Below are 26,204 nucleotides of genomic sequence, written 5' to 3'. Positions count from 1 at the left end.
ATTTATAATTTGCATTTCTTATTATAGTCGCATTCCGCTTTGCATTATGCAAATTAGCCACAGTATTTGTAGTGTGTTTTTTTACTTGCTTCAAACAATCAATGTTTTATCTATCTGGCACGAACGATGCAACGGTATAAATGACCTTCGGGTCACCTAGCCAACTGACGTTGTTAGTGGACCGATTGTTCACAAACGTAAGCCAGTAGAACATTTACTACTGGCTGTTTTTTTGTCTGAAACACTCTCAATTCTTGTGTTGAGGGGGATCAATTCTCGAGCGAAAAGTGAGATTAGCTGTTGGTAATAAACTGCTTTCTTAACTGATCAATTTCATCACGCTTCTGTGCGGCCAATTCAAATTCCAGATTCTGAGCATGCTGATACATCGCAGATTCTAGCTTGCTGATCTCTTTATCAAGCTGTTGCGGCGTAAGTACTGCATAACTTTCAGAAGGCTCTGCCACCTTAGATAGTGGAACTTGTTTCGATTGGCGCTGCTGCTTCGACTTGGTTAGATCACCCAGTTCCATAATGTCTTTGATATTGCGTTTCAACGCTTGCGGTGTGATGCCTTGCTCTTCGTTGTAGGCTTGCTGTTTCTCGCGACGACGATCGGTTTCATCAATCGCTTTTCTCATCGACTTAGTAATCGAATCACCATAAAGGATTGCTCGACCTTCCAAGTTACGAGCAGCACGACCAATGGTTTGAATCAGAGAACGCTCAGAACGCAAGAAGCCCTCTTTATCTGCATCAAGAATCGCCACCAGCGACACTTCAGGCATATCCAAACCTTCACGAAGTAAGTTAATGCCCACTAACACATCGAACTTGCCCAAACGTAGGTCTCGGATGATCTCTACACGCTCAACGGTATCGATATCCGAGTGCAAGTAACGCACTTTAACGCCGTGCTCACTTAGGTATTCGGTTAAGTCTTCTGCCATTCTCTTGGTCAACGTGGTAACCAAAACACGCTCTTCTTTCACTGAACGGATTCTGATTTCAGACAGCAAGTCATCCACCTGCGTCGCGACAGGTCTTACTTCGATGATTGGGTCTAACAGACCAGTAGGACGTACCACTTGATCAGCAATCTCGCCATCTGATTTTTCAATCTCGTAATTACCTGGTGTTGCCGACACAAAAATCGTTTGTGGGGCTATAGACTCAAATTCTTCAAACTTCATTGGACGGTTATCCAATGCAGAAGGCAGTCTAAAACCAAACTCGACCAAGGTTTCTTTACGAGAACGGTCACCTTTATACATCGCACCAATTTGCGGCACAGTCACGTGTGACTCATCGATGATCAGCAAACCATCATCAGGCAGGTAGTCAAATAACGTTGGCGGCGCTTCCCCTTCCGCACGGCCGCTCAAGTATCGTGAATAGTTTTCGATACCGGAACAGAAGCCAAGCTCAGTCATCATCTCAATATCAAACTGAGTTCTTTGAGAGATACGCTGCTCTTCCAAAAGCTTATTGTTGTCTTTTAAGTATTGAGCACGATCGCGCAGTTCGTCCTTGATGTTCTCAATCGCCTCAAGGATTTTTTCTCTTGGCGTTACATAGTGAGTTTTTGGATAAACCGTAAAGCGCGGCAAGTCTCTTTGTTTCACCGCACCAGTCAGAGGATCAAAAATACTAATGCAGTCCACTTCGTCATCGAACATCTCAATTCGAACCGCATCTTGGTCAGATTCAGCCGGAAAGATATCAATCACCTCACCACGAACACGGAACTGACCACGTTCAAAGGCGACATCGTTTCTTGAATATTGCAGCTCAGCCAATCGACGCAGGATGTCTCGCTGATCCATCACCTCGCCACGACTCAAATGAAGCATCATCTTCAAATAAGACTTAGGATCACCCAGACCGTAGATAGCCGACACAGAAGCCACAATGATGGCGTCTTTTCGTTCTAATAAGGCTTTGGTTGCCGAAAGCCTCATTTGTTCGATATGAGCGTTCACAGACGCATCTTTCTCGATGAACGTGTCCGTGGTTGGAACGTAGGCTTCAGGTTGGTAGTAATCGTAGTAAGAAACGAAATACTCAACGGCATTGTTTGGAAAGAAAGATTTCATCTCACCGTAAAGTTGAGCCGCCAATGTCTTGTTAGGCGCTAACAGAATCGCAGGTCTTTGAGATTGGGAAATGACGTTGGCAAGGGTAAAGGTTTTACCTGAGCCCGTTACCCCTAGTAGAGTTTGATGTGCCAAACCAGAATCTAATCCGTCTAGTAATTTGGTTATCGCTGTCGGCTGATCACCGGACGGGCTGTAGTCCGATACCAAGTCAAAGAGTTTACTCATAGGTCGCCATTTCCATACTGTTTTTTTAATCAGGTCATTGTCACTCTAGGAGGAGTGTCGTTGCAACAATTATCTAGAGAAATGCATCTTAAGATCAGAGATCAGTTATAGCTTTTATTTTTAGAACTTGGTATTATCCGTGCCCTGCAAAGTTTCCCCAGCTAAATTACTCGAATTTTAATCCACTACTTTTCCCCAAAAAACCTAAAAATACCGCTTGTTTTACTGTTCGTTTTATAATCTACAAAAGTTATACAATTGCGATATTTTGCTATAAATCTTTTAAATACATTACCTTATATAAGGTTTTTACATTTTTCGATTTATCCCGATTATTGTTGTTAAAGTTTCACACACACACTTATCCACAATTTTGGTGGATAACTAAAGCAAAGCTAAATCCTATAAGGCGTTCAAGAAAGTAAAGTTTTTTATCTTACTTTTTTCTGATATTTTTTATTGACAGAAATCCGGACAATTATTAGAATTCGCGTCGCTAACAAGCAATTCCCCTTTAGTTCAGTTGGTAGAACGGCGGACTGTTAATCCGTATGTCGCAAGTTCAAGTCTTGCAAGGGGAGCCAAATTCAGAAAAAAGCTCAATCGAAAGATTGGGCTTTTTTCGTATATAACTGCGACTAACTTGTTCCAAGTTAATGTCACAAACCTAGCCGCCCGCGTTCAAGTCTCGACAAGGGGGCCAAATTTAAAGAAGCCGCATCATTCGATGCGGCTTTTTGCGTTTTAGTCGAAACAAAAGCCCTACAGGCACAGCTTTGATTAACTCACATCCATAAAAAAACGCCTCACAAGGAGGCGTTTGGGCTTAGTGACTAAACTGAGCTTTATTCTAGATTAGACGTCGTTTAGCGGTTATGCTTCTGCTGTAACAACATTTGTCTGAGTCTCTTTACCGGCTTGGTCTTGATCAAATCCTTCATGCAGGTGGTAGTAGCGCTTATAAACAAGAGCACTTACCGTCATTAGAATCGCTGGTAAACCTACCATCATAAACTGCAGTCCCATGATAGTGCTGTCAGACTGTTCCACGTTTGGTACATAACCCACCACAGACAAGCCCATACCAACAATAAAACCACCAGCCGCGCCTGCAAACTTAACAAGCATCGTTTGAACAGAGAAGATAACACTCTCACTGCGACGACCCGTTTTGTGTTCACCGTAATCAACAACATCGGCAAGCATTACAGTTTGCAGTGCGTTAGCGATACCCACACCAAACTTGATAGCAGCACCTGCGATACCGATTAGAATCGCGTTACCTGGAGCGATAAAGCCCATGATAAGTAGAGTGGTACAAGACAGCACTGGGAAGCCACAAGCGATAACCCATAGGTGTTTGCGTGGTAACACTGATGCAATACGAGGGAACAAGAATACGCCTGCAACTTCAGCGATACCTGCCACCATCATATAAACGGGGAACAAGTCAGCGTTGCCTAAAGCGTAAGAGAAGTAGTAAATCGCAAAACCACCCACCAACAAGTTTGCTATTTGGAACGACAATACGGTACCAATAAGTGCTTTTAGTTGGTCATTCTTACCAATGATAACCATTACATCTTTAAAGCTGAAACGCTCAGCTGGTTTCGCATTTGCTGGTGCCGATTTTTCTTTTACGTTGCGAGCAATCAAGAATGCACTCATCACGAACAGCACAGCAATCAACATAGCAACGTTGAAGAAACCTTGTCCTTGGTCACCATCACCCAGTTTACCGACAATATGTAGCCCGTAAGTACCCGTAATAAACCAAGCCAAGCTAGCAAACAATCGTGGCCAAACAACCAGCTTTTCACGTTCTTGACGAGAGCTCGATAGTGCAGGAATCAAAGACCAGTATGGAATATCCATAATAGTGTACGTAAGGCCCCACAGAATATAAGCAGCCGCTGCATAAATGTATAACGTAGTGCCTTCAAACATATGCGTACTAAAAAGGCCAACAAGCACTACAGCATTTAACAGGGTTCCAATCACTATCCAAGGACGGAATTTACCAAACTTAGAGCGCGTGTTATCAACGATAACGCCCATCATTGGGTCGGTCACCGCGTCGACAATGCGCGCGGCCAAAAAGATAGTACCCACAAATGCCGCTGACAGCCCAGCAACATCAGTGAAGTAAAACATTAAAAAGATGTAGATCGGAGCACAAGCAAAGTCTTTACCTAAAGCCCCAAGTCCATACGATAATTTGGTTTGTAGAGTAATTTGATCAGACATAGTATTTCCTTCAGGCGCGTAACTTCATCTCCTAACAGACGTTGAAACGCTTACCTTTTATTTATAATAATTTATCCACTCAAGTTCTGTTTTAGAGCCACTCTATGGTCGCTTCTTAAAACACTCAAGTATCAAGTCCGACGCTAATGTAACCATTCCAACGAACAGATACTGTGATCAACAACCACTCCATGGAAACGTTTTCAGTCAAATATCTAAAGTGAGAGATCGAACAATAAAACACTCGAATTGATAGAGAATATCGCTAATTAAAGTGCTCAAAACAGTTCGTAGTGTGAAGTGACGCATGAGAACGATTACATAGATGCAGTATCACGGTGGGAATACCTACAGATCTCCAATCTATACGGGCACATCAAATTGATTTGATAGTTCATGACGGCTTATTAAAGGCAATAAAAAACCGCGTAATTTCACCTACGCGGTTCATCAAATATAAGGCCTATGCTAAAACTTACTCGATACGTTCAAACTTAATCAGCATCGCTGTTTCTGCATCGAGTATTGGCATCGTCAACCCCACCTCGGCACACCAAGCACCTGATAATTCACAGCCAGACTCTGTCCATGGCGGTTGATAATTCACAATATCATCGTAATTTGACGGTTTATCAATCACGGAGACCTTGTATAGGCTTTGTGGATCTAGCCCAGGTATGCGCAAATGACCACTCAACGAATTGGTTGGCATCGCCAGCTGTGCAATCATCACCACCGCTTCTGACACATCTTCGGAAACGACCGCATGGATCTGATGGGCACTATCGTCCGTTGGAACTCGCCAAGTTCTCCCGCTATGCAGTAACGGACGCAGCATCTTATGTAACTTAATATAGTGTTCAAAGCCCTGCTTCTCTTCTTGAACTTCTTTCACAGGGTCTAATTCAATCCCCATATGACCAAACAGTGCTGTTAGGCCACGAAACTCAATACTATGACGACGACGAGTGCTGTGGCAGTGGCTCGCGCCAATATGGCTTCCCATTACCTCAGGAGGGAAGAAGTAACTCATCCCGCGCTGAATCGTTTGTCTTTCTAAGGCATCGTTATTATCAGAAGCCCAAAAACGTTGCGTACGCTTAAGAACTTCAAAATCGATACGACCACCACCAGCCGCACAAGATTCAATATCAACCATAGGGTGCTTCTCTCGGACTTTATCGACCAACTCATAATAACGAGCGGTTTGTTGATGGGCCGCAGCCCTGCCTAGATGCGCAGGTTGTACAACTTCTCGGTTCATATCCCACTTAATGTAAGCAATGTTGTACTTACTTAAGAAGTGATCAAGGCGCTCAAACAGAAAGTCGAATGCTTGTTGATTCTGAAGATCGACAACATATTGATTGCGACCCGTTGGTTGGTCATAGCCGTCTACGGCGAGCAACCAGTCTGGATGGGCTCGGTATAAGTCAGAATCCTTATTGATCATCTCAGGTTCGAACCACAATCCAAACTCCATACCCAACTGATTAACGTGTTCAACTATCGGCTCTAAACCATTTGGGTACTTTTCTTCATCTAAGAACCAATCCCCTAGCGCAGCCTTGTCTCCGCAGCGCCCTTTGAACCAGCCATCGTCAATGATAAAACGCTCTACTCCCATATCCACGGCTTGGCTAGCCATCGACATAATATAATCAGGATCATGGTCAAAATAGATGCCTTCCCATGTATTTAGATGGATGGGTCGAGGCTTTTGTACGAAAGACTCCGGCAAGATCGAACCACGCACATGGGAGTGGAACTGATGGCTCATTCCATTTAAGCCTTCCGAACTGAAACTTGCATACAACCAAGGTGTCGTTAAGCTTTCACCTTCATCCAATGCAATCTCGCCCGGTAGATAAATAACTTCAGCTTGCACGTAGCGACGACCGTCTGCTTTTACATCCGCGCGCAGTCTGTGGTTACCACTCCAAGCGAAGTGAATTCCCCACACATCACCTGCCATTTCATTAAAGTTAGCGGTACCGACAACCATCGCTGGATAATGTTCATGAGACGTTCTTCCGCGACGATTTTCTTGCTGATAGCCCCCTTGCTGTAAGGGTTGACGCACCGTTTGGAACTCATGTACCCAGCGGCCGTAGTACGTCATCAACTCATTAGCTCTTGCTGGTAATGGTAAAGTATTGGCGAGACGATTCACCTGATAAAAGCCAGCTTTAACGTTGGTTAAGGTGTGACGAGATTTCACAACATCATGTTTATCAAGGCATAACTCGGTTGTTAAACGTAAGCCTGCACGCACATCTTCACTCTCAATGATTAAGCTAGATGGTGTTTGTTGAATATCCGTAATAGAGAAAACAGGCGCCCAGTCCAACCCATCTCGGTGTCCTTCTAATGCCGGACTGCTGAAAACACCGCGCCCGAGTTCAGGGCTCAACGACATAGCGACATCATTATCAAGGCGACCGTAAGGAACTGGCCTTTGAAGAGAAACACGAAAGTTCGTTAGATCGCCACGAACTGGAACTCCCCAATGCAGAATTTCGGCGAAATCACCAAGTTCAACGATCAGTTGCGAGTCTTTACCCGTAATTTCTACTAGGGATTTATTCGTCATTTTATTTAACCTTAACGCGTTTAATTACCCCGTATCATAATTATTGAGCTGAGAGTTTCTGTGATCAAACCCAAAATCATGAAAACGTTTCCATTAAATATTTTGAGATTAATAGATTCAAATAATGCTCCCTAATTCAAAGATTTATGCCAACCACCATCTCAACGCATATACTCCTGATCCCAAAGAATAGGGATATTCCACATTAAATAAAGTGCTATAACGTTAAAATAAACAGGAGGTTAACAACAATTAAGCCCTTAAAATTCATTATGTTATGGTGGATCTGTAATTTGAAAATTGGCTCACACACATTTCCTCTTGAACTCACCACACCACACTCGTATTCTTAACCTTTAGAGTACAACTATGAAGTGTCTCCCTGGGTCCTAACTTTTACATTCCAGCTTGACGGTATAGAACGCAATGCCTGTAGCCTAGCTTCGACATTGAATTTGATACTTGCTTCCTTGTCTCACATGCCCAGTTATCATTGACTGGGCTGCTTTTCCCCTCAAAAAAGCCCCAAACCCTTGCTAGATCTAGCCTTACATCACAATTACCTATGTTCGAACACAACGAGCTACTTCAGTTCTAACGCACTATCAACCCCCTCAACACCTCTGAAATAGAAAACGATTCCATAAAAAACCCACAGAAACCGCTATAAAACCGCCAATACAAGCTCAATAACCAGATCAAAATCACACAAAATAATCACAAACCCATCAATAGCGTAAAAATGCCAACCTCATCATGAAAACGTTTCCATAGTTTATTTACACTCTCGCTCGAGTTAGGACTCAAACATAAAAATATCCATAAATAAAAAATAATGGAGACACTTCATGAAACAAAAAATGCTAGTCAAAGCATTAGGATTCACTCTGTCCCTCGCCCCATTAGTCAGCTTCGCTGCAGTGGAGAACGTAACGTATTTTGGTTATGCAAAATGGGGCAACATCTACACCGATAATGACCAACATAACGACGGCAAAGGAGAACGCAACGACGTTATTCGAGCGGGCCAAGGTTACGGTAACTACCGTTTAGGTAATGAACTAAATTGGTGGGAAGCGGGAGTGAAAGCCGATGTATGGCGTGACAATGACGCCTATTTTGACACCACGATTTATCTAGGCAGTGGAGATAGCTGGGGAGACGTGAGTACGATTCAGCTTTGGTCAGCAGGCCATGGGCTTATCGACGGCCAACCCAACGCAAAAATTTGGGCAGGTGAACGTTTTTACCGTCGCCACGAAGTCCACATGATAGATGTGAAGTACTGGGATACATCCAGCACCGGTCTTGGTATTGAAGATTGGGATCTCGGCTTTGCTGATGCTCACTTAGCTTGGATGGCACCAAACTCTTCAAGTGACGATGGACGCAGCCTTCATAACATCGATGCCCGCTTAAGTGGCATTGAGCTAAGTGAAACAGCAGACCTAACACTCGGCCTAAACTACGTAACCACGCAGAACTCAAGCTACGACGATAAAGACATTACTACTTCTGGCGCAATGCTCTCTGCTCTTTACCGTCAAGCTTGGAACTACGGTTCAAACACCTTGGCCTTCCAATATGGTACCGATGCGTTGGCAGGTGGATTAATGAGTGCTGAAGGTGGATCAAACAGAAAATACAGCACGGGTGTGGAACACGATGGTTCTAGCTGGCGCCTATTTAACCACGGTGACTTGAATATCAGTGAAGATGTTCAAGTGATGTACTCCATCGCTTATCAAGACAAAAACCTAGATAACAACGATGGTGAGAAGTGGTTCAGTGTCGGAGCTCGTCCTCAATATGCTTGGACAGATTACATGTCGACAGCATTAGAGGTGGGTTACGAAACGGTAGAAGCTCAAAACGGCTCGGGCACCAACGATATGTATAAAGTGACCGTGGCTCAAATGTTCCAAGCTGGAAAAGGGGTATGGGCTCGTCCATCTATTCGTATTTTTGCGACGTACTCTGAATCCAACAACGAATGGGACCGTGGTAACGAAGTGTATGGCACGGCGACGAGCATCAATGCAGAGACCGTCGATGAAATTACCTTTGGTTTCAACGTAGAAACTTGGTGGTAAACACAGAAACAAAGCGTCAATTCAACCATTGAGTTGGCGCTTGAAACTGGAATAGCAAATTTAATGGGGAAGCCAATGGTTCCCCCCTTTACAAAGGTAGTAATCAGATGAAATTAAAATCATTGGTAGTCATTGTCGCGGCATTAACTGTAAGCGCATGCAGCGGCATACCAGAACAAAAACTCAATACTGATTTCAATAGCAGTGCATGTTGTTCTCAACTCAGCGCGCTACCTATCACTCAATTATCTATTCCATTCCACCAGCAAGTCATCATGGACGGTGATTTACCGACCCTTTCCTCTTCATTGTTAAATGACAATACACAAGCGGATAGCCAACGCTTTCCGACCATCGCGTACCAAATCAGTGACACGACAGAATCGCTGTCCTTGCTCATTCGTTCATACATTAAAAATGATGCGCTATTCGCACCGTCTATTTATGTCTTTGACAAACAATGGCGACTGCTTGGTCAATACAGCACTAACGACTTCACTTACTACCCGACAGCCATGCAAGGGTTAGAAAGAATTGAAGCATCAATTGCACTAGAACCTCAACGAGACAACGCGCAATTTATTGTGGTCAGCGCCGACAGCACTAAGTTAGGTAGCGCCATCAATCGAATTCACCCTGAAGATCTGTATTCAGAATCTCAGCAGATTATTGGCAATAAGCAACTGCCACAGACAGCGACGTTGAGCAGCGTAGGTGTCATTGATATTACGGCGAGCAAATCAACAAACAGTGCGGTTTTGACCCTATTGGCAGAGCTTGGCGTTTCATCCGACAATGAACCCGAAACCTTAGGTTCAAAGCAAGTTTCTCAACCATCAACTCAGACAGTTGAAACCAATCAAAAGGCGCAATGGCTGAATATCCAAAAGGACATTGACCAAGCCCTAAACAACAATGACATCAAACAAGCCGCATTTATTGCTAATCAAGCGGCCGAACAGGGTATGCCCGAAGCAAAAGATTATTTATTAAAACAGCTCGCTGAATAGCTCAATAGCTCAATAGCTCAATAAGCAAACAAAACAATACGCAGAACAATACGCAAAACCAACGATTTGATAACGGTCATCACGGCTTAAAAGACCGATGACTTAATAGAATTATTACCAATATTGAACACTTTAAGAGTAGGAATACCATGAAGGCATTTTCAAACATCATCCAAAGACGCGATTGGGAAAACCCACAGTCTGTGAATATCCACTGCCTTAATGCGCACAGCCCATTATCAAGCTACCGCAACCTTAAGCACGCTCGAGACGGCATTGAGTCACAACGTAAATCTCTTAATGGACAATGGAAGTTCAAATACTTTGATGCACCTGAACAAGTTGACGGTGAATTTATCGAAACAAGTTTCAATGACTCACAATGGGACGAGATTACCGTACCATCGAACTGGCAAATGCAAGGCTACGATAAACCTATCTACGCCAACGTAAAATACCCATTTGAAGTGAACCCACCGTTTGTACCGGCAGAAAACCCAACCGGTTGTTACCGCACTCAAATTACGTTGACTAAAAATGACCTAAAGAACACCCAACGTATTATCTTTGATGGCGTCAATTCCGCTTTTCATCTTTGGTGTAATGGCAATTGGGTTGGTTACAGCCAAGATAGCCGCTTACCTGCCGAGTTCGACTTAACTCAGTATCTAACTGTTGGCGACAATACGCTTTCTGTCATGGTGATACGTTGGTGTGATGGTAGCTATTTAGAAGACCAAGATATGTGGTGGCTAAGCGGTATTTTCCGTGATGTGACCTTGCTAGCTAAACCAAAGCAGTGCATTGAAGATGTGTTCGTTACGCCTAATTTAGACGCATGCTATCGCGATGGTTCACTGTCTATTGTCACCAAAATTACGGCACCAGACACTTACCAAGTTCAGGTTCAACTGTTTGACGGTGAAAACGCGGTGACTGAACCGCTTATCGATCGCCCTCATAATCGACGAATTGACGAGCGTGGCACCTACGATGATGTGGTATTCCAAACTCTTCATGTTCGAGATCCGAAGAAATGGAGCGCAGAAGTTCCTAACCTTTACCGAATTGTCGTGTCATTGCTTGATAGGCAAGGTAACCACATAGAAAGTGAAGCTTATCAAGTTGGATTCCGTAAAGTCGAAATGACAGACGGTCAGCTAAAGCTAAACGGCAAACCGCTATTGATTCGCGGCGTCAACCGTCATGAGCATCACCCAGAGTTGGGGCATGTGATGACAGAAGAAGACATGATCCGCGATATCTGTCTAATGAAGCAGTACAACTTCAATGCTGTGCGCACCGCTCACTACCCTAACCACCCACGATGGTACGAGCTGTGTGACGAATACGGTTTATATGTGTGTGATGAAGCGAACATCGAGACCCATGGCATGCAGCCTATGAATCGCTTGTCTGCGGATCCGCAATGGGCACACGCTTATATGAGTCGCTATACGCAAATGGTCATGCGTGATAAGAACCACCCTTCTATCATCATCTGGTCTTTGGGCAACGAGTCAGGGCACGGCAGCAGCCACAATGCGATGTATGCTTGGTCGAAACAGTACGATCCTTCTCGCCCGGTACAGTATGAAGGCGGTGGTTCAAATACCACAGCGACCGATATCATTGCGCCAATGTACGCACGCGTTAACAGCACTATCGAAGACGATGCCGTTCCAAAATGGTCTATCAAGAAATGGGTTTCTCTGCCTAACGAGCAACGCCCGCTTATTCTTTGTGAATACGCACACGCAATGGGTAACAGTTTGGGTAGCTTTAATGATTACTGGGATGCATTCCGAGAATATCCTCGCCTACAAGGCGGTTTCATCTGGGATTGGGTTGACCAAGGACTAAGCCAATGGGATGAAAACGGTGAACACTTCTGGGCCTACGGTGGAGACTTTGGCGATGTCATCAACGACCGTCAGTTCTGCATCAACGGTTTGATCTTCCCAGATCGCAGCGTACACCCGACCTTGGAAGAGGCGAAATACTGCCAGAGAATGATCAATGTGACGTTAGCAGAGCAAACTGAAGATCAATGCCGCCTAACGGTAACCAATGAAAACCTGTTCCGAGCGACTGACAATGAAATCTTACGCTGGCAATTGCTCGAAAATGGCATCGTGATTCAATCAGGGCAACAAGTCTTATCCGTTGCTGAAGATAGTAAACAAGAGCTGGTAATTGACCTCGCTTTCACACCAAAAGCACAAGCCGAATATCATCTCAACACCGATATTACTCTGACTCATTCAACCAAGTGGGCAGAAGAAGGCCATGTTTGTGCGACGGAGCAATTTGCTTTACGTAACCATGCTGGCTTGCAACTCCCGATCACGGCAAATGCTTTGGCTCCTCAGTTACATCAGCAAGACAATAAAGTGGTCGTGTCTAGCCTAGATGAAACACATCAATGGCAATGGGATACAGAGAGTGGATTGTTGACCCACTGGATCGTTGATGGGCAACCGCAAGTTATCAAGGCACCTGTCGATAACTTCTATCGCGCGCCACTTGATAACGACATTGGTATCAGTGAGATAGACAACATCGACCCAAATGCATGGGCTTGTCGCTGGGAACTTGCAGGCATTGGTCAATGGGAGCGTCAGTGTACAAGTTGTGTCGTGCAAGCGCTCGCAGACTCAGTACAAGTGGCGTCAGTATTCGCCTACCAATTTAATGGCCAAATCCAAGCGATTACCAAATGGCAATACACCTTAAATAACCTAGGCGAAATGAATATCGCGGTTGATGTCAACTTAGCCGATCACTTACCACCGATGCCACGCATTGGTCTTGAGATGGAGCTACCTTTACCACTCGAAACTGCCAATGAAACTCCAGTATCGTGGCTGGGATTAGGTCCTTTTGAAAACTATCCAGACCGTTTGGCTGCTGCTCGATTCGGTTTACACAAACAGACACTGGATCAGATGCATACGCCGTATATATTCCCAACCGATAGCGGGTTACGTTGCGGAACCAAAAACTTGAATGTAGGAAATATCGGGATCGAAGGCGATTTTTCATTCAGTGTGAGTCAGTACAGCCAGCAACAATTAACGGATGCTAAGCATACCAATGACCTGACTCGTGAAGAGAAAATCTATGTACGCGTAGATCACCAACATATGGGTGTTGGTGGTGATGATTCTTGGAGTCCAAGTGTTCACCAAGAGTTTCAACTCACCGACAATCAATATCGTTATCAGGTTACGCTAACAAGCGCATCGTAAGTAGATTCGGACCAAGCGGCTTGCTCTAAGCCACTTGGTTCCCCTATTACTTTGGGTTACCTGTGATTACCTTACTTCACGCGACAACAGCTCACACGACAGCAGTCCACACGCCAATGTGACTCAAAAGCCAAGCTCAAATCTAGAGCTTGGCTTATTATTTTCAAACTAGTCAGCCAATCAAAAATAAACCATCAAACCTCGTCATATTTGATGTTTAATATTTGAATTGCCTAACTATCCGTTGTTAAATGTCCAACCACCAGCACACAGCATTATATTCAGAATAAGAGAGCGGAATGGCTACCATTAAAGATGTTGCGAAGGAAGCAGGCGTATCAATCGCGACCACCTCTCGAGTAATCAACAATGCACCTCACACCAGTGAAACCGCAATTGCGGCGGTAAAAGCCGCTATGGAAAAACTCGGCTATCGCCCAAATGCCAACGCCCGTGCATTGGTCAGCAAATCTTCAAACGCGATTGGTGTACTGGTTAATGATGTTTCTGCCCCGTTCTTCGGCTCGATGATCAAAGCCATTGATACCGTGGCAAGTGAGCAAGAAAAGCAGCTACTGATTGGCAGCGGCTACCATGACGCGACCAAAGAGCGTAATGCGATTAACTTGCTGATCAACAGCCGCTGCGAATCACTCGTGGTTCATAGCAAAGGCATTAGCGACGAAGAATTGGTTAAGCTAGCCAATGAAGTGCCCGGCTTAGTTCTCATCAACCGAATTGTTCCCGATATCGAACACCGCTGTATTGCTCTCGACAACCGCCGCGGCTCTTACATCGCGACTGAGTATTTGATTAAAAACGGCCACAAGCACATTGGCTACATCTGCTCGAGTCACGATATTGAAGATGCTCACGACCGCTTAGGTGGCTATTTGGATGCATTGAAAGATCACGGTATTGAATCGAACGATGAGTACATCGAATATGGTGAACCTGACGAGCTAGGCGGTGAGCAAGCCATGGTTAACTTAATGGCAAAAAACACAGATATCACAGCCATTGCCACGTATAACGACTACATGGCAGCAGGCTGTTTGGCGTTATTACAAGAAAATGGCGTTCGTATTCCAGAAGATATATCAGTTATTGGGTTTGATGACGGCCACATTGCTCGCTTCATCTACCCTCGATTGACCACCATTCGTTACCCAATTCAAGTCATGGCTAATCAAGCGGTTAAGCTCTCTCTGCAACTCGCAAGTGACGAGCCAAAAGAACACACGGAACATAAGCTATTTATGCCAATTTTGGTGCGCAGAGCCTCTGTTCGAAACATTAATTGAGAAAGCTCAGGTTCATAAAGACTAAGTCATTTCGTTCCTCGACACTTTTTACAACAAAGAAAATAGGATTGATTCGATGAGTTATCATTGAGTTAATCTTATTTTTCATTCCCCGCAAATACCCACCTATACTTAACCTGATCCATCTTAATCAAACGGTTACCCGTTGATTTTTTCACCAAGTGTCTAAATCCCTAGTGATCCTTGGTTGTTATTAGGTGAGCAAAGCAGGATAATATCGGGATCGGAATCTCAAGAATTAATCCATTATGACCGAATACCTTTTGTTGTTGGTTGGCACAGTGCTGGTCAATAACTTTGTGCTAGTGAAGTTTTTAGGACTATGTCCATTTATGGGAGTCTCCAAGAAACTGGAGACTGCGATTGGCATGGGCCTCGCGACGACTTTCGTTCTAACGTTAGCGTCGGTCTCTGCATACCTAGTAGAAACCTACATCCTTACCCCTCTGGGTATTGAATACCTGCGTACCATGAGTTTCATCTTGGTTATCGCGGTGGTTGTTCAATTTACGGAAATGGTCGTTCACAAAACCAGCCCGACTCTTTATCGCCTGCTGGGTATCTTTCTGCCTCTTATCACCACCAACTGTGCGGTATTAGGTGTGGCACTTCTGAACATCAATGAAAACCACAACTTCATTCAGTCGATCATCTATGGTTTCGGCGCAGCGGTGGGTTTCTCTCTTGTATTGATCTTATTTGCTGCAATGCGTGAACGTATTGCGGTTGCTGATGTTCCAATGCCATTCAAAGGCGCATCGATTGCGATGATCACAGCAGGCCTAATGTCTCTGGCATTCATGGGCTTTACTGGGTTGGTGAAATAAACATGAGTACCATTTTAATTGCGATCATTGCGCTAGCCGTTTTAGCCGCTGTTTTTGGCGCTATTTTGGGCTTTGCTTCTATCCGTTTTAAAGTTGAAGCTGATCCTATCGTCGATCAAATCGACACCATTTTACCGCAAACTCAATGTGGCCAGTGTGGCTACCCTGGCTGTCGCCCATACGCAGAGGCGATCGCTAACGGAGACAAGATCAACAAATGTCCTCCGGGCGGCCAAGCAACCATTGAGAAGCTAGCAGATTTAATGGGCGTAGAAGTTGAAGACTCCGCTCATGACTTAGATAACAAAGTAAAAACCGTTGCCTTCATTCACGAAGATATGTGTATCGGCTGTACCAAGTGTATTCAAGCCTGCCCTGTTGACGCCATTGTTGGTGGCACCAAGGCACTGCACACAGTAATTAAAGATGAATGTACAGGTTGTGATCTATGTGTCGCACCGTGCCCTACTGACTGTATTGAAATGATTCCAGTGGCAACAACGACTGAAAATTGGAAATGGCAGATGAACATCATCCCTGTTACTGATATCACTAACCAAGCGACTGATGCGACTGCGTCAGAGCCTAAAGCATAGGGTTAGTATGATCTCTTTAATTGAACAAATTCGCACGGGCTCTATTTGGAACTTCCCTGGTGGCGTGCACCCTGCTGAAAACAAGAAACAGTCGAATACTACTGATATCGTCCATGCAAGGCTTCCAGAAGAAATCGTTCTTCCTGTGAAACAGCACATCGGTAAGCCGGGGAACCTATTGGTTGCTGCTGGCGACACTGTGTTAAAAGGTCAGCAACTTACGGCCTTAGACACAGGTTTTACTTTGCCAGTACACGCACCAACATCGGGTGTGATTACCGCTATCGAACCGCGAACTACCGCTCACCCTTCAGGCTTGAGCGAAATATGCGTGGTTATTAAACCTGATGGCCTAGACACTTGGATTGAAAAAAATCCAGTTGAAGATTTTTCGACAAAGACTTCTGACGAACTGCTTGATGTGATTCGCCAAGCTGGTATTTCAGGCATGGGCGGCGCAGGTTTCCCTACGGCTAAGAAGCTTCAATCAGGCTTAGGTCGTACCGACATTTTGATCGTCAACGCTGCGGAATGTGAACCTTACATCACCTCTGATGACAAGTTGCTTCAAGAACATGCCGACGAAGTATTAAACGGCATCGAAGTGGTTGAACACATTCTTCAACCAAAGCTGACGGTTATCGGCATTGAAGACAACAAACCAGATGCGATAAAAGCACTTGAGATTGCAGCGAAAGACAAAGATATCGTCATTCGCGTTATCCCAACCAAATACCCTTCTGGTGGTGAGAAGCAACTTATCAAGATCCTCACCAACAAAGAGGTTCCAGCTGGCGGCATTCCTGCAGACATTGGTGTTTTGGTTCAGAACGTCGGCTCTCTTTACTCGATTAAGCGAGCGGTAATTGACGGCGAACCTGTGGTTAACCGCGTTGTGACATTAACCGGTAAAACCTTTAAGCAACCTCGTAACGTTTGGGCGCTATTAGGCACACCAGTACATGAGTTACTTGAAGAGTTTGGCTACAAAGCAGATAAAAAACTGCCGCGTTTAATTTTGGGCGGCCCGATGATGGGCTTTACCTTGCCGCATGCCAATGTGCCAATCACCAAAACGTCGAACTGTATTTTGGCGCCAACGCGTCGTGAGATCTCACCAAGCACTTACGAGATGGAATGTATCCGTTGCAGCGCATGTGCTGAAGCTTGCCCTGCGTCTCTACTTCCTCAACAACTGCAATGGCACGCCAAAGCCAACGAGTTGGATAAGTGTGAAGAGCTAAATATTAAAGACTGTATTGAATGTGGTGCATGTGCATTTGTCTGCCCAAGCGAAATCCCTCTTGTTCAGTACTATCGCCAAGCAAAAGCTGAAATCAAAACTCGAAAAGATGAAGCCGCTGCTGCAGAACGCGCCAAGATTCGTTTTGAAGAGAAGAACGCTCGTATGGAGCGTGATAAAGCCGAACGTGAAAACCGCTTTAAAAAAGCCGCAGATAACCGCCGTAAAGATATGAAAACATCCGGCGGTGATGATGCTATTGCTGCTGCGATTGCTCGTGTTAAAGCACAAAAAGCCGCTGCGGATCAGGCTCCGAATGAAGAACCAGCAGTGAAACCTGCGGTTGCTGCCGCTATTGCGAAGGCAAAAGCGAAACAAGATGCAGCTCAAAAAGCGGAAGGCGCTGAACCAGACAACTCTGAAATGTCTAAACTGCGTGAAGAGCGCAAGCGTCAAGCGAGAGAGCGCAAGGCACAACAAGCAGCAGCCGATACTCCTGCAGAAAGCTCAGGCGATACGAAGAAAGACGCCGTTGCTGCTGCGATTGCTCGCGCTAAAGCGAAGAAAGCACAGCAAGCGGAATCTGCTTCGGATGCTCCTGTTGAAAGCTCTGGCGATGCTAAGAAAGATGCTGTCGCTGCGGCCATTGCTCGTGCTAAAGCCAAGAAAGCTCAACAAGCTGAATCTGCTGCTGAAGCTCCTGCTGAAAAATCCGGCGATGCCAAGAAAGATGCTGTTACTGCCGCTATCGCTCGTGCTAAAGCCAAAAAAGCCCAGCAAGCGAAGCAAGCAGAAACATCTGAACCAGTGGTTGAAGTTGAAACCGAGACTCAATCGGAGCAAGTCGACCCTAAGAAAGCTGCTGTTGCTGCGGCCATCGCTCGCGCTAAGGCTAAGAAAGCACAGCAAGCGACACAAGAAACAACCGAAGCTCCTGAACCTGCAGTTGAAACTGAAGCTGGAAGTTCTGGCGATGCTAAGAAAGACGCCGTTGCTGCCGCTATAGCCCGTGCTAAAGCAAAAAAAGCACAGCAAGCTAAGCAAGCAGAAACATCTGAACCAGTAGTTGAAGTAGAAACTGATACTCAATCTGAACAGGTCGATCCGAAGAAAGCTGCTGTTGCTGCAGCTATCGCTCGTGCTAAAGCGAAAAAAGCCCAGCAAGCGAAACAAGACGAAACAGTAGAAACGCCAGAGCCAGTGCTCGAAGTGGCAGCTGAAACTCAATCTGAAGCTGTTGACCCTAAAAAAGCAGCCGTTGCTGCCGCTATTGCTCGTGCTAAAGCAAGAAAAGCACAGCAAGAGCTAGATAAAAAGAACAATGAGGAGAAAGAGTAGTGGCCTTCTTTATCGCCAGCTCACCGCACGCGCATAGCCGTAGAAGCACCCCAGATCTAATGAAATGGGTGGCTATTTGTGCATTGCCAGGTCTACTAGCTCAAACCTACTTCTTTGGATGGGGTACCCTCATCCAGTTAGTATTTGCTATTGCACTTGCTGTTACCTTTGAAGCAGCCGTCATGCTATTGAGAAAACGCCCGCCAGTAATGGCACTGCGTGATTACAGTGCTGTTGTAACCGCTTGGCTACTGAGTGTCGCGATTCCCCCACACTCTCCGTGGTGGATCCTCGTCATTGGTATGTTCTTCGCTATTATTATCGCGAAACACTTATACGGCGGCCTAGGGCAGAACCCATTTAACCCTGCGATGGTCGCTTACGTTGTTTTGCTGATTTCATTCCCAGTTCAAATGACCAGTTGGAATGCTCCCGCGAGCCTGACAGCAGAAGCAACAAGCTTTATTGACTCATTCTTGATGATCTTTACTGGCTTCAATAACGAAGGTTTGTCTCTGCAACAAGCACGCCTTGGCATTGATGGCACCACAATGGCGACGCCGCTTGATGCATTCAAAACGGCATTAACGGCAGGCAATACTGCCTCAGAAGCACTATCTCAACCTCAATTTAGTTGGTTAGCTGGCGTAGGCTGGGAGTGGGTAAACCTTGCTTACCTAATCGGCGGTTTAGTGCTGATTAAGCAACGTGTTATTCAATGGTATATCCCTGTGGCTTTCATCGGCAGTCTTACTCTGTTTAGCTTAGTGTTCTTAGTGCTCACTCCTGGTGAAACCGCTTCTCCAACCATTCACCTTCTGTCTGGCGCGACTATGCTTGGTGCATTCTTTATTGCAACCGACCCAGTTTCAGCATCCACGACAGTCAAAGGTCGCTTAGTGTTTGGCGCTCTGATCGGCGGTTTAGTCTTTATCATCCGCAGTTGGGGTGGTTTCCCTGATGGCGTGGCGTTTGCTGTATTGTTAGCCAACATGTGTGTTCCACTGATTGACTACTACACCAAACCTCGCACATACGGTCACTAAGGGAGCGGATACCATGCTAAATGCAATTAAGAAAAACGGCCTTGTACTCGCGATTTTTGCGTGTGCTTCGACGGGTTTGGTCGCGGTAACTCACTACCTGACCAAAGATCAGATCAAACAACAAGAACAGGCTCAGTTACTGTCTGTTCTTAACCAAGTGATCCCACACGATCAGCACGACAACGAGCTGTTTTCGTCTTGTACTTTGGTTCAAGCAGAAGAGCTTGGTACTGAGCAAGCGATGCCGGCTTACATTGCTAAGCTTAATGGTGAGCCAAGCGCGATTGCGATCGAAGCGATTGCACCAGACGGCTACAATGGCGCGATTAAAGTCATTGTTGGAATGAAAACTGACGGTACTATTTTAGGTACTCGCGTGCTTTCTCACCAAGAGACTCCGGGCTTGGGTGATAAGATTGATCTGCGTGTGAGTGATTGGATTCTTTCGTTTGCAGGTAAGCAAGTGACGGATTCTAATCTAGACCGTTGGAAGGTTCGTAAAGACGGTGGTGATTTTGACCAGTTTACTGGCGCTACTATCACGCCAAGAGCAGTCGTGAAGTCAGTCAAACAAGCGGTCCAGTACGTTAACCAAAACAACCAAGCATTGCTTGCTCAACCTCTAAATTGTGGTGGTGAATAATGAGTGACCATAAAACATTGATCAAAAATGGCATGTGGGCCAATAACCCTGCCCTAGTGCAACTTCTTGGGTTATGTCCGCTGCTGGCTGTATCGTCAACAGTCACTAACGCACTTGGGCTAGGCATTGCTACCTTGCTTGTACTGGTCGGCTCAAACGTTTCTGTTTCTTTGGTTCGTAATCATGTGCCAAAAGAAGTACGTATCCCAGTATTCGTAATGATCATTGCCTCGCTAGTAACCTGTGTTCAATTGCTGATGAACGCTTACGCCTATGGGCTTTACCTCTCTTTGGGTATCTTCATCCCGCTGATCGTAACCAACTGCATCATCATTGGTCGTGCGGAAGCCTTCGCTTCAAAAAATGAAGTGCTACCAGCGGCTCAAGATGGTTTCTGGATGGGTCTAGGCATGACATCAGTATTGGTCGTGTTAGGTGCGATGCGTGAGATTATTGGTAACGGGACCCTATTTGATGGCGCAGACCTGCTGCTTGGTGACTGGGCTTCGGTGTTACGAATCCAGATATTCCAATTTGATAACAGCTTCTTGTTAGCCCTGCTTCCACCGGGTGCCTTCATTGGTGTTGGTTTCTTAATTGCTTTGAAAAATATCATCGATAACCAAGCAAAATCTAGACAACCAAAACAAGAAAAACCAGTCATTGAACGCGCTCGCGTTACCAATGCCTAATAAGTTAAATTAGCTTAAACCTCGCTGAGTTAGCTCAACCACTCAGCGGGGGAAATCAGATCTAAACAGTACATATAATAATGACGCTCATAAGAGCGCGTAACCGATGATAAAGCAGAAGCAATCCAAGCTTCATGCCCTAACTATTTGAAAGTAATGTCGCTATGAACAATGTAAAACGAGTAGAAATACTTGAGCGTTTAAGAGAAAACAATCCAAAGCCAGAGACTGAGCTTAACTGGAACAGCCCATTCGAGCTGCTGATTGCCGTTCTATTGTCTGCACAAGCAACCGATGTCAGCGTGAACAAGGCGACGGATAAGCTGTACCCTTTAGCCAACACTCCGCAAGCAATTTTCGACCTAGGTGTTGATGGCTTAAAAGAGTATATCAAGACCATCGGCCTATTTAACTCAAAAGCAGAAAACACCATCAAAACGTGTCGTATGCTGCTTGACCTACATAATGGTGAAGTACCGGAAGATCGCGCTGCATTAGAAGCCCTTCCAGGTGTCGGTCGTAAAACAGCAAACGTAGTGTTAAATACCGCATTCGGTTGGCCAACCATTGCCGTTGATACTCACATCTATCGTGTATCAAACCGCACTAAGCTAGCGATGGGTAAAACCGTCGACGATGTCGAAGCAAAACTACTTAAAGTTATCCCAAAAGAATTCAAACTGGATGTCCACCATTGGCTCATTCTTCATGGACGTTACACCTGTGTCGCACGTAAACCACGCTGTGGCAGCTGTATCATTGAAGACCTCTGTGAATTCAAAGAAAAGAGCGAAGATTAGTCTTTCCGTTCACAACGATTAATCAATACGGCAGCGCTTAAAGCGCTGCTTTTTTATTGCCACTCTCTAGAATCCGCCTCTACATCAGTTTTCATTTCTAATTCTGCGTTCCCAAGATAACAGGCATAAAAATCCCGCCTTTATGGCGGGATTCAATTATTTAGCTAAGAAGTCTGTCTTAGATAAACTTCACTTTAGTCACTTCTTTGATAGCAGATAGAACAAATGTTGGTACTGCTGCAATGAAGATTAACGATATTAAGTGATTAAACTCTAGTGCTTCTGTGCTGAATACCAGCTGACCGAAGCTTGTGTAAACAACGCTTAAAGACAAGATAGCCGATACTGCCACCGCACCAAGTAGGTAGTGGTTAGTGAACGGATTCTTACGATAAATCGTTGTAAACGTACGTGCATCGAACAAGCTCCAAAGTTGAGCAAAGATCAGTGTTAAAAACGCAACGGTTTGTGCGTATTGAGCACTGTAACCACCGTCGAGTGCGTAAGAGAATGTCACAAAGCTTAGACCACCTAATGCGAGACCACGAGTTAGGATACGAGCGCCTAGACCATTAGAGAAGAAGCCTTGGTCACGTTTGCCTGGCTTACGCTCCATGAGATCTTTCTCTTCTGGCTCAACACCGAGTGCGAGTGCTGGTAGACCATCAGAAACGAGGTTAACCCATAAAATCATTAGTGGAGTTAGCGGAAGTACTACATCTGGTCCCATGAGTAGGAATGCAAATAGGATTACCGAAACCTCACCCACGTTCGCTGTAAGTGCTTGGCGGATAAACTTACGTAGGTTATCGAAAATTTGACGACCCTGGCGTACCGCCTTCACGATAGTACTGAAGTTGTCATCCAACAGGATAAGGTCACCTGAGTCTTTCGCAACAGACGTACCTGTAATACCCATCGCAACACCAATGTCTGCACGACGCAGTGCTGGCGCATCGTTCACGCCGTCACCGGTCATAGAGGCAACTTCATTGTTCTCTTGCTGCGCTTTTACGATACGCAGCTTGTGCTCTGGAGTAACACGGGCAAATACTGCAACCTGAGAACAGATAGACAACAGCTTCCCGTCATCCATTTGGTCAAGCTCAGCACCCGTTACCACTAGATCGTCTTCGCTACGGATGATTCCGATTTCACGAGCAATAGCTGCTGCCGTGACTGCGTGGTCACCGGTAATCATTACCGTACGAACACCAGCGCTATAACAGCTATTTACTGCATCGCGTACTTCTGGGCGTGGTGGATCCATGATGCCATAGATACCCAGGATGCTGACGTCTTTTTCAAGCTCAGGGAAATCTAACTCAAGCTCTTCTTCTTTTAATTCACGGAAACCAACGGCAAGTGTACGCAGAGCATCACCACCAAAGGTTTGGATTGCCGCTTCAAAGTTTAAATGAAGCTCTTGAGACGGTGCGGTATCGAGAGCCAAGTTGCCTGAAACTTCACAGCCAACCGTTGGTACGAAACCACCGTCAACCATGAAGCTGGTTGATTTACCAAGAACAACATCTGGCGCACCTTTCAATGCTAGGAAGTGCTTACCTTGTGGGTCACGAACGATAACAGAAGCCATCTTACGACCAGAATCGAACGGGAACTTCTTAACGATTGAGTAGCCACCCGTTGATAGCATTTCATCTTGTTTAAGACCTGCTTTTGCAGCTGCAACAATTAGTGCACCTTCTGTCGGGTTGCCACGAACCGTCCATTTACCATCAGCATTTACATATTCAGCATCGTTACAAAGCGTTGCAACAACAAGACCTTTCATCATTGCAGGGCTGTTTGTCGCTTCGACATTGTGACCTTTGGTAATGAATTCACCCTTAGGATCAAAACCTTTACCTGACACATCCCAGTAACGACCAGACACATCGTACGCTTTCATCACCTGCATTTGGTTTTGTGTTAGCGTACCGGTTTTATCTGAACAGATAACGGTTGTAGAACCAAGCGTTTCGATTGCTGCTAGCTGTTTAGCCAAAGCATTATTCTTAACCATCTTAGTCGAGCCCATCGTTAATACGATAGTAACCACCGTTGGTAAACCTTCAGGAATAGCGGCAACCGATAAAGAGATACCTGTTGTTAGGATTTCTAACCATGGCATACCGTGGTAAACACCGATAGCACAAACAATAGCAACAACCACAAGAGCAACAACCAATAATGCGAGTGCGATGGTGTCCATACGCTCTTGCATTGGTGTTTTAGTCTCTTCCGTTTGGTTCATCATATCAGCGATGTGACCAACTTCAGTTTGCATACCTGTGCTTGTTACCACAGCAAGGCCTGTACCTGTAGTCACGATTGTTGTCATGAAGCCCATGTTCTTCTGATCGCCAAGACCAAGGGTCTCATCTTCAAGGCGTTCAGACTGCTTATTCACTGGCTCAGATTCACCGGTCAGTGCAGCCTCATCTACCGTCAGACGGTTTGACTCAAGAATACGAACATCAGCAGGCAGAATATCGCCAGTATTAATTTTGATGATGTCACCAGGAACGAGGGTTTTAGCTGGAACACTGATCCATTTACCATCGCGCATCACTTCGGCTTCTGGAGCTGCCATTTCTTTTAGCGCTTCCATCCCTTTCTGAGCTTTAAATTCTTGCCAGAACGCGATACCAGTATTGATAAGGATAATCACTGCAATAGCAATAGCATCAATCGCGTGGCCAGTAGACCAAGAAACGATTGCACCAACAGCTAGAATAAAAATCAGTGGGTTTTTATATTGATGAATATACAGTTCCCACGCAGAAGCTGACTCTTGTGCAGTCAGTTCGTTAGTGCCGTGCTTCTCTAAGCGTGCATCCGCTTCAGAAGTTGATAAACCTGTCGTTTGATCTGCGTTCAGTTCGTTTAAAACATCTGAACTTTGTTGTGTAAACCATTTACTCGTCATTTGAGTACTCCACATCAATGCCTCACGCCGAGGCTAATGTAATAAAATAATACTTATTCTTATGTGATAGAAAAATCGCACAAATCAAAAGTGAATATTTAGTCGATTTAGTGCGCTTGAAAAACTATATAGTAAGGATTGTCTATTTAGCAAAGATCGCAAAAGATACACTTGATACACACTTGACAACTACTTTGAAAACACAACCACATCAAACATCAAACATAAAACAAACAATACAAGCCCAAACTATTGTTTAAAAAAGATAAGCACAAAAAATAGACACCCTTTGCACTTTCGTAAAAACCATTGGTTATCGGCGTATTTTATCGAAAATTCCTTAATAACGAAGTAAAACATCGGAATAACCTTTCTATAAACAGGGAGATGTTGGCGTAATCATAAATTGATAAAATGGAAAGTTAGATGCCAATTGTAAAAACGAAAGGAAATCAGCAACAAGATGGAGATATAAATCACAATTCAATAACCAAGGCCATTACAAAAAAGACCAATACTCAAACTTACTATTTATGCAAAACTTCGAATTAATCAATAGTGACTGACAAATCAAGAAGGCCGTCTACTTTCATTTTCTTGTAATACAAATAAGAAAAATCTAGAGAGGGAGAGTAAGATAGATGATGAGAATAAGAAAATATGACCAAACTCATCATCTCTTTGGTGTTGCTTATGAGCTTGCTCATATATAGTGCTATAAAAGAAACAACCAATAACAAGCTAGGAGCAAATCATGTCAAACGGTCGTATTTTACACACCATGCTACGCGTGGGTGATCTAGACAAGTCTATCGAGTTCTACACCAATGTAATGGGCATGCAGCTATTACGTAAGAACGAAAACAAAGAGTACGAATACACACTGGCTTTCGTTGGCTTTGGCGACGAATCTCAAGGCGCAGTGATTGAGCTGACTTACAACTGGGGCACCACGGAATACGATCTTGGCTCTGCTTTTGGTCACGTTGCTATCGGTGTTGATGACATCTACACAACGTGTGATGCGATTAAAGCAGCTGGCGGCAACGTAACGCGAGAAGCGGGTCCGGTTAAAGGCGGCTCTACACACATTGCGTTCGTTAAAGATCCTGATGGCTACATGATTGAGCTGATTCAGAACAAACAAGCAAGCGCAGGTCTAGAAGGTTAATTCCTTAACCTCTTTGAGAAGTTGAGTTTGAACGCCTGATGAAATAAAAAAGAAGCGAGCACTATGCTCGCTT

Annotated in this window: 16 protein-coding genes and 1 tRNA gene; 13 read left to right on the top strand and 4 right to left on the bottom strand. The window is 44.9% G+C overall.

The window, feature by feature from the left end:
- Positions 1-293 precede the first annotated feature (293 nt).
- On the bottom strand, positions 294-2,324 hold the full coding sequence (uvrB, locus tag AB4512_RS07095; RefSeq protein WP_017066592.1) for an excinuclease ABC subunit UvrB: 2,031 nt from the start codon (positions 2,322-2,324) through the stop codon (positions 294-296).
- A gap of 508 nt (positions 2,325-2,832) precedes the next feature.
- Between uvrB and AB4512_RS07090 the strand changes: the two genes are divergently transcribed.
- A tRNA-Asn gene (locus tag AB4512_RS07090) sits at positions 2,833-2,908 on the top strand.
- A gap of 289 nt (positions 2,909-3,197) precedes the next feature.
- Here AB4512_RS07090 and melB read toward each other — a convergent pair.
- Both melB and AB4512_RS07080 read right to left on the bottom strand, forming a co-directional pair.
- Positions 3,198-4,571 carry a melibiose:sodium transporter MelB gene (gene melB, locus AB4512_RS07085; RefSeq protein ID WP_102394332.1) on the bottom strand — a complete coding sequence of 458 codons (1,374 nt, stop codon included), beginning with the start codon at positions 4,569-4,571 and terminating at the stop codon, positions 3,198-3,200.
- Positions 4,572-5,046: 475 nt separating this feature from the next.
- On the bottom strand, positions 5,047-7,164 hold the full coding sequence (locus AB4512_RS07080; protein ID WP_372174684.1) for an alpha-galactosidase: 2,118 nt from the start codon (positions 7,162-7,164) through the stop codon (positions 5,047-5,049).
- A gap of 848 nt (positions 7,165-8,012) precedes the next feature.
- On the opposite strand from AB4512_RS07080, the gene AB4512_RS07075 reads away from it, so the two are divergent.
- The 11 genes from AB4512_RS07075 (at position 8,013) to nth (ending at position 22,028) form a co-directional block, all read left to right on the top strand.
- Positions 8,013-9,257: a carbohydrate porin gene (locus AB4512_RS07075; RefSeq protein WP_136973539.1), complete on the top strand. Its 1,245-nt coding sequence runs from the start codon at positions 8,013-8,015 to the stop codon at positions 9,255-9,257.
- Positions 9,258-9,364: 107 nt separating this feature from the next.
- Complete coding sequence (locus tag AB4512_RS07070; protein ID WP_372174682.1) at positions 9,365-10,267, top strand: MalM family protein; 903 nt, start codon at positions 9,365-9,367, stop codon at positions 10,265-10,267.
- A 149-nt stretch (positions 10,268-10,416) separates the two neighbouring features.
- Positions 10,417-13,518, top strand: coding sequence for a beta-galactosidase (locus AB4512_RS07065; RefSeq protein ID WP_372174680.1), 3,102 nt, complete (start codon positions 10,417-10,419; stop codon positions 13,516-13,518).
- 299 nt (positions 13,519-13,817) lie between these two features.
- Positions 13,818-14,822, top strand: coding sequence for a substrate-binding domain-containing protein (locus tag AB4512_RS07060; protein WP_136973536.1), 1,005 nt, complete (start codon positions 13,818-13,820; stop codon positions 14,820-14,822).
- A gap of 269 nt (positions 14,823-15,091) precedes the next feature.
- Entirely contained in the window at positions 15,092-15,670 is a 579-nt protein-coding gene (gene rsxA, locus AB4512_RS07055; RefSeq protein WP_004734039.1) for an electron transport complex subunit RsxA, read from the top strand.
- Positions 15,671-15,672: 2 nt separating this feature from the next.
- Positions 15,673-16,266 (top strand): electron transport complex subunit RsxB, encoded by a 594-nt coding sequence (gene rsxB / locus AB4512_RS07050; RefSeq protein ID WP_004734040.1) that lies wholly within the window; start codon positions 15,673-15,675, stop codon positions 16,264-16,266.
- A gap of 7 nt (positions 16,267-16,273) precedes the next feature.
- Positions 16,274-18,847, top strand: a complete 2,574-nt coding sequence (rsxC, locus tag AB4512_RS07045; protein ID WP_372174678.1) for an electron transport complex subunit RsxC — start codon at positions 16,274-16,276, stop codon at positions 18,845-18,847.
- The gene (gene rsxD / locus AB4512_RS07040) at positions 18,847-19,893 is read left to right on the top strand and encodes an electron transport complex subunit RsxD (protein WP_017063459.1); all 1,047 of its coding nucleotides are present in this window, start codon (positions 18,847-18,849) and stop codon (positions 19,891-19,893) included. The genes rsxC and rsxD overlap by 1 nt, the downstream gene beginning before the upstream one ends.
- A gap of 13 nt (positions 19,894-19,906) precedes the next feature.
- Positions 19,907-20,536 (top strand): electron transport complex subunit RsxG, encoded by a 630-nt coding sequence (gene rsxG / locus AB4512_RS07035; RefSeq protein WP_017061171.1) that lies wholly within the window; start codon positions 19,907-19,909, stop codon positions 20,534-20,536.
- On the top strand, positions 20,536-21,228 hold the full coding sequence (locus tag AB4512_RS07030) for an electron transport complex subunit E (RefSeq protein WP_012603531.1): 693 nt from the start codon (positions 20,536-20,538) through the stop codon (positions 21,226-21,228). Before rsxG ends, AB4512_RS07030 begins: the two co-directional genes overlap by 1 nt.
- A 164-nt stretch (positions 21,229-21,392) precedes the next feature.
- Positions 21,393-22,028 carry an endonuclease III gene (gene nth / locus AB4512_RS07025; protein WP_017061172.1) on the top strand — a complete coding sequence of 212 codons (636 nt, stop codon included), beginning with the start codon at positions 21,393-21,395 and terminating at the stop codon, positions 22,026-22,028.
- Between the two features lie 178 nt (positions 22,029-22,206).
- On the opposite strand, the gene AB4512_RS07020 is transcribed toward nth, so the two are convergent.
- Positions 22,207-24,960 (bottom strand): cation-translocating P-type ATPase, encoded by a 2,754-nt coding sequence (locus AB4512_RS07020; RefSeq protein ID WP_372174676.1) that lies wholly within the window; start codon positions 24,958-24,960, stop codon positions 22,207-22,209.
- Between the two features lie 754 nt (positions 24,961-25,714).
- Between AB4512_RS07020 and gloA the strand changes: the two genes are divergently transcribed.
- The gene (gloA, locus tag AB4512_RS07015; RefSeq protein ID WP_004734046.1) at positions 25,715-26,131 is read left to right on the top strand and encodes a lactoylglutathione lyase; all 417 of its coding nucleotides are present in this window, start codon (positions 25,715-25,717) and stop codon (positions 26,129-26,131) included.
- Positions 26,132-26,204: the final 73 nt, after the last annotated feature.

The organism is Vibrio sp. 10N.222.52.B7 (assembly GCF_041474275.1).
GTDB classification, from domain to species: Bacteria; Pseudomonadota; Gammaproteobacteria; order Enterobacterales; family Vibrionaceae; genus Vibrio; species Vibrio crassostreae_C.
This window is presented reverse-complemented; position numbering and strand designations above follow the sequence as displayed.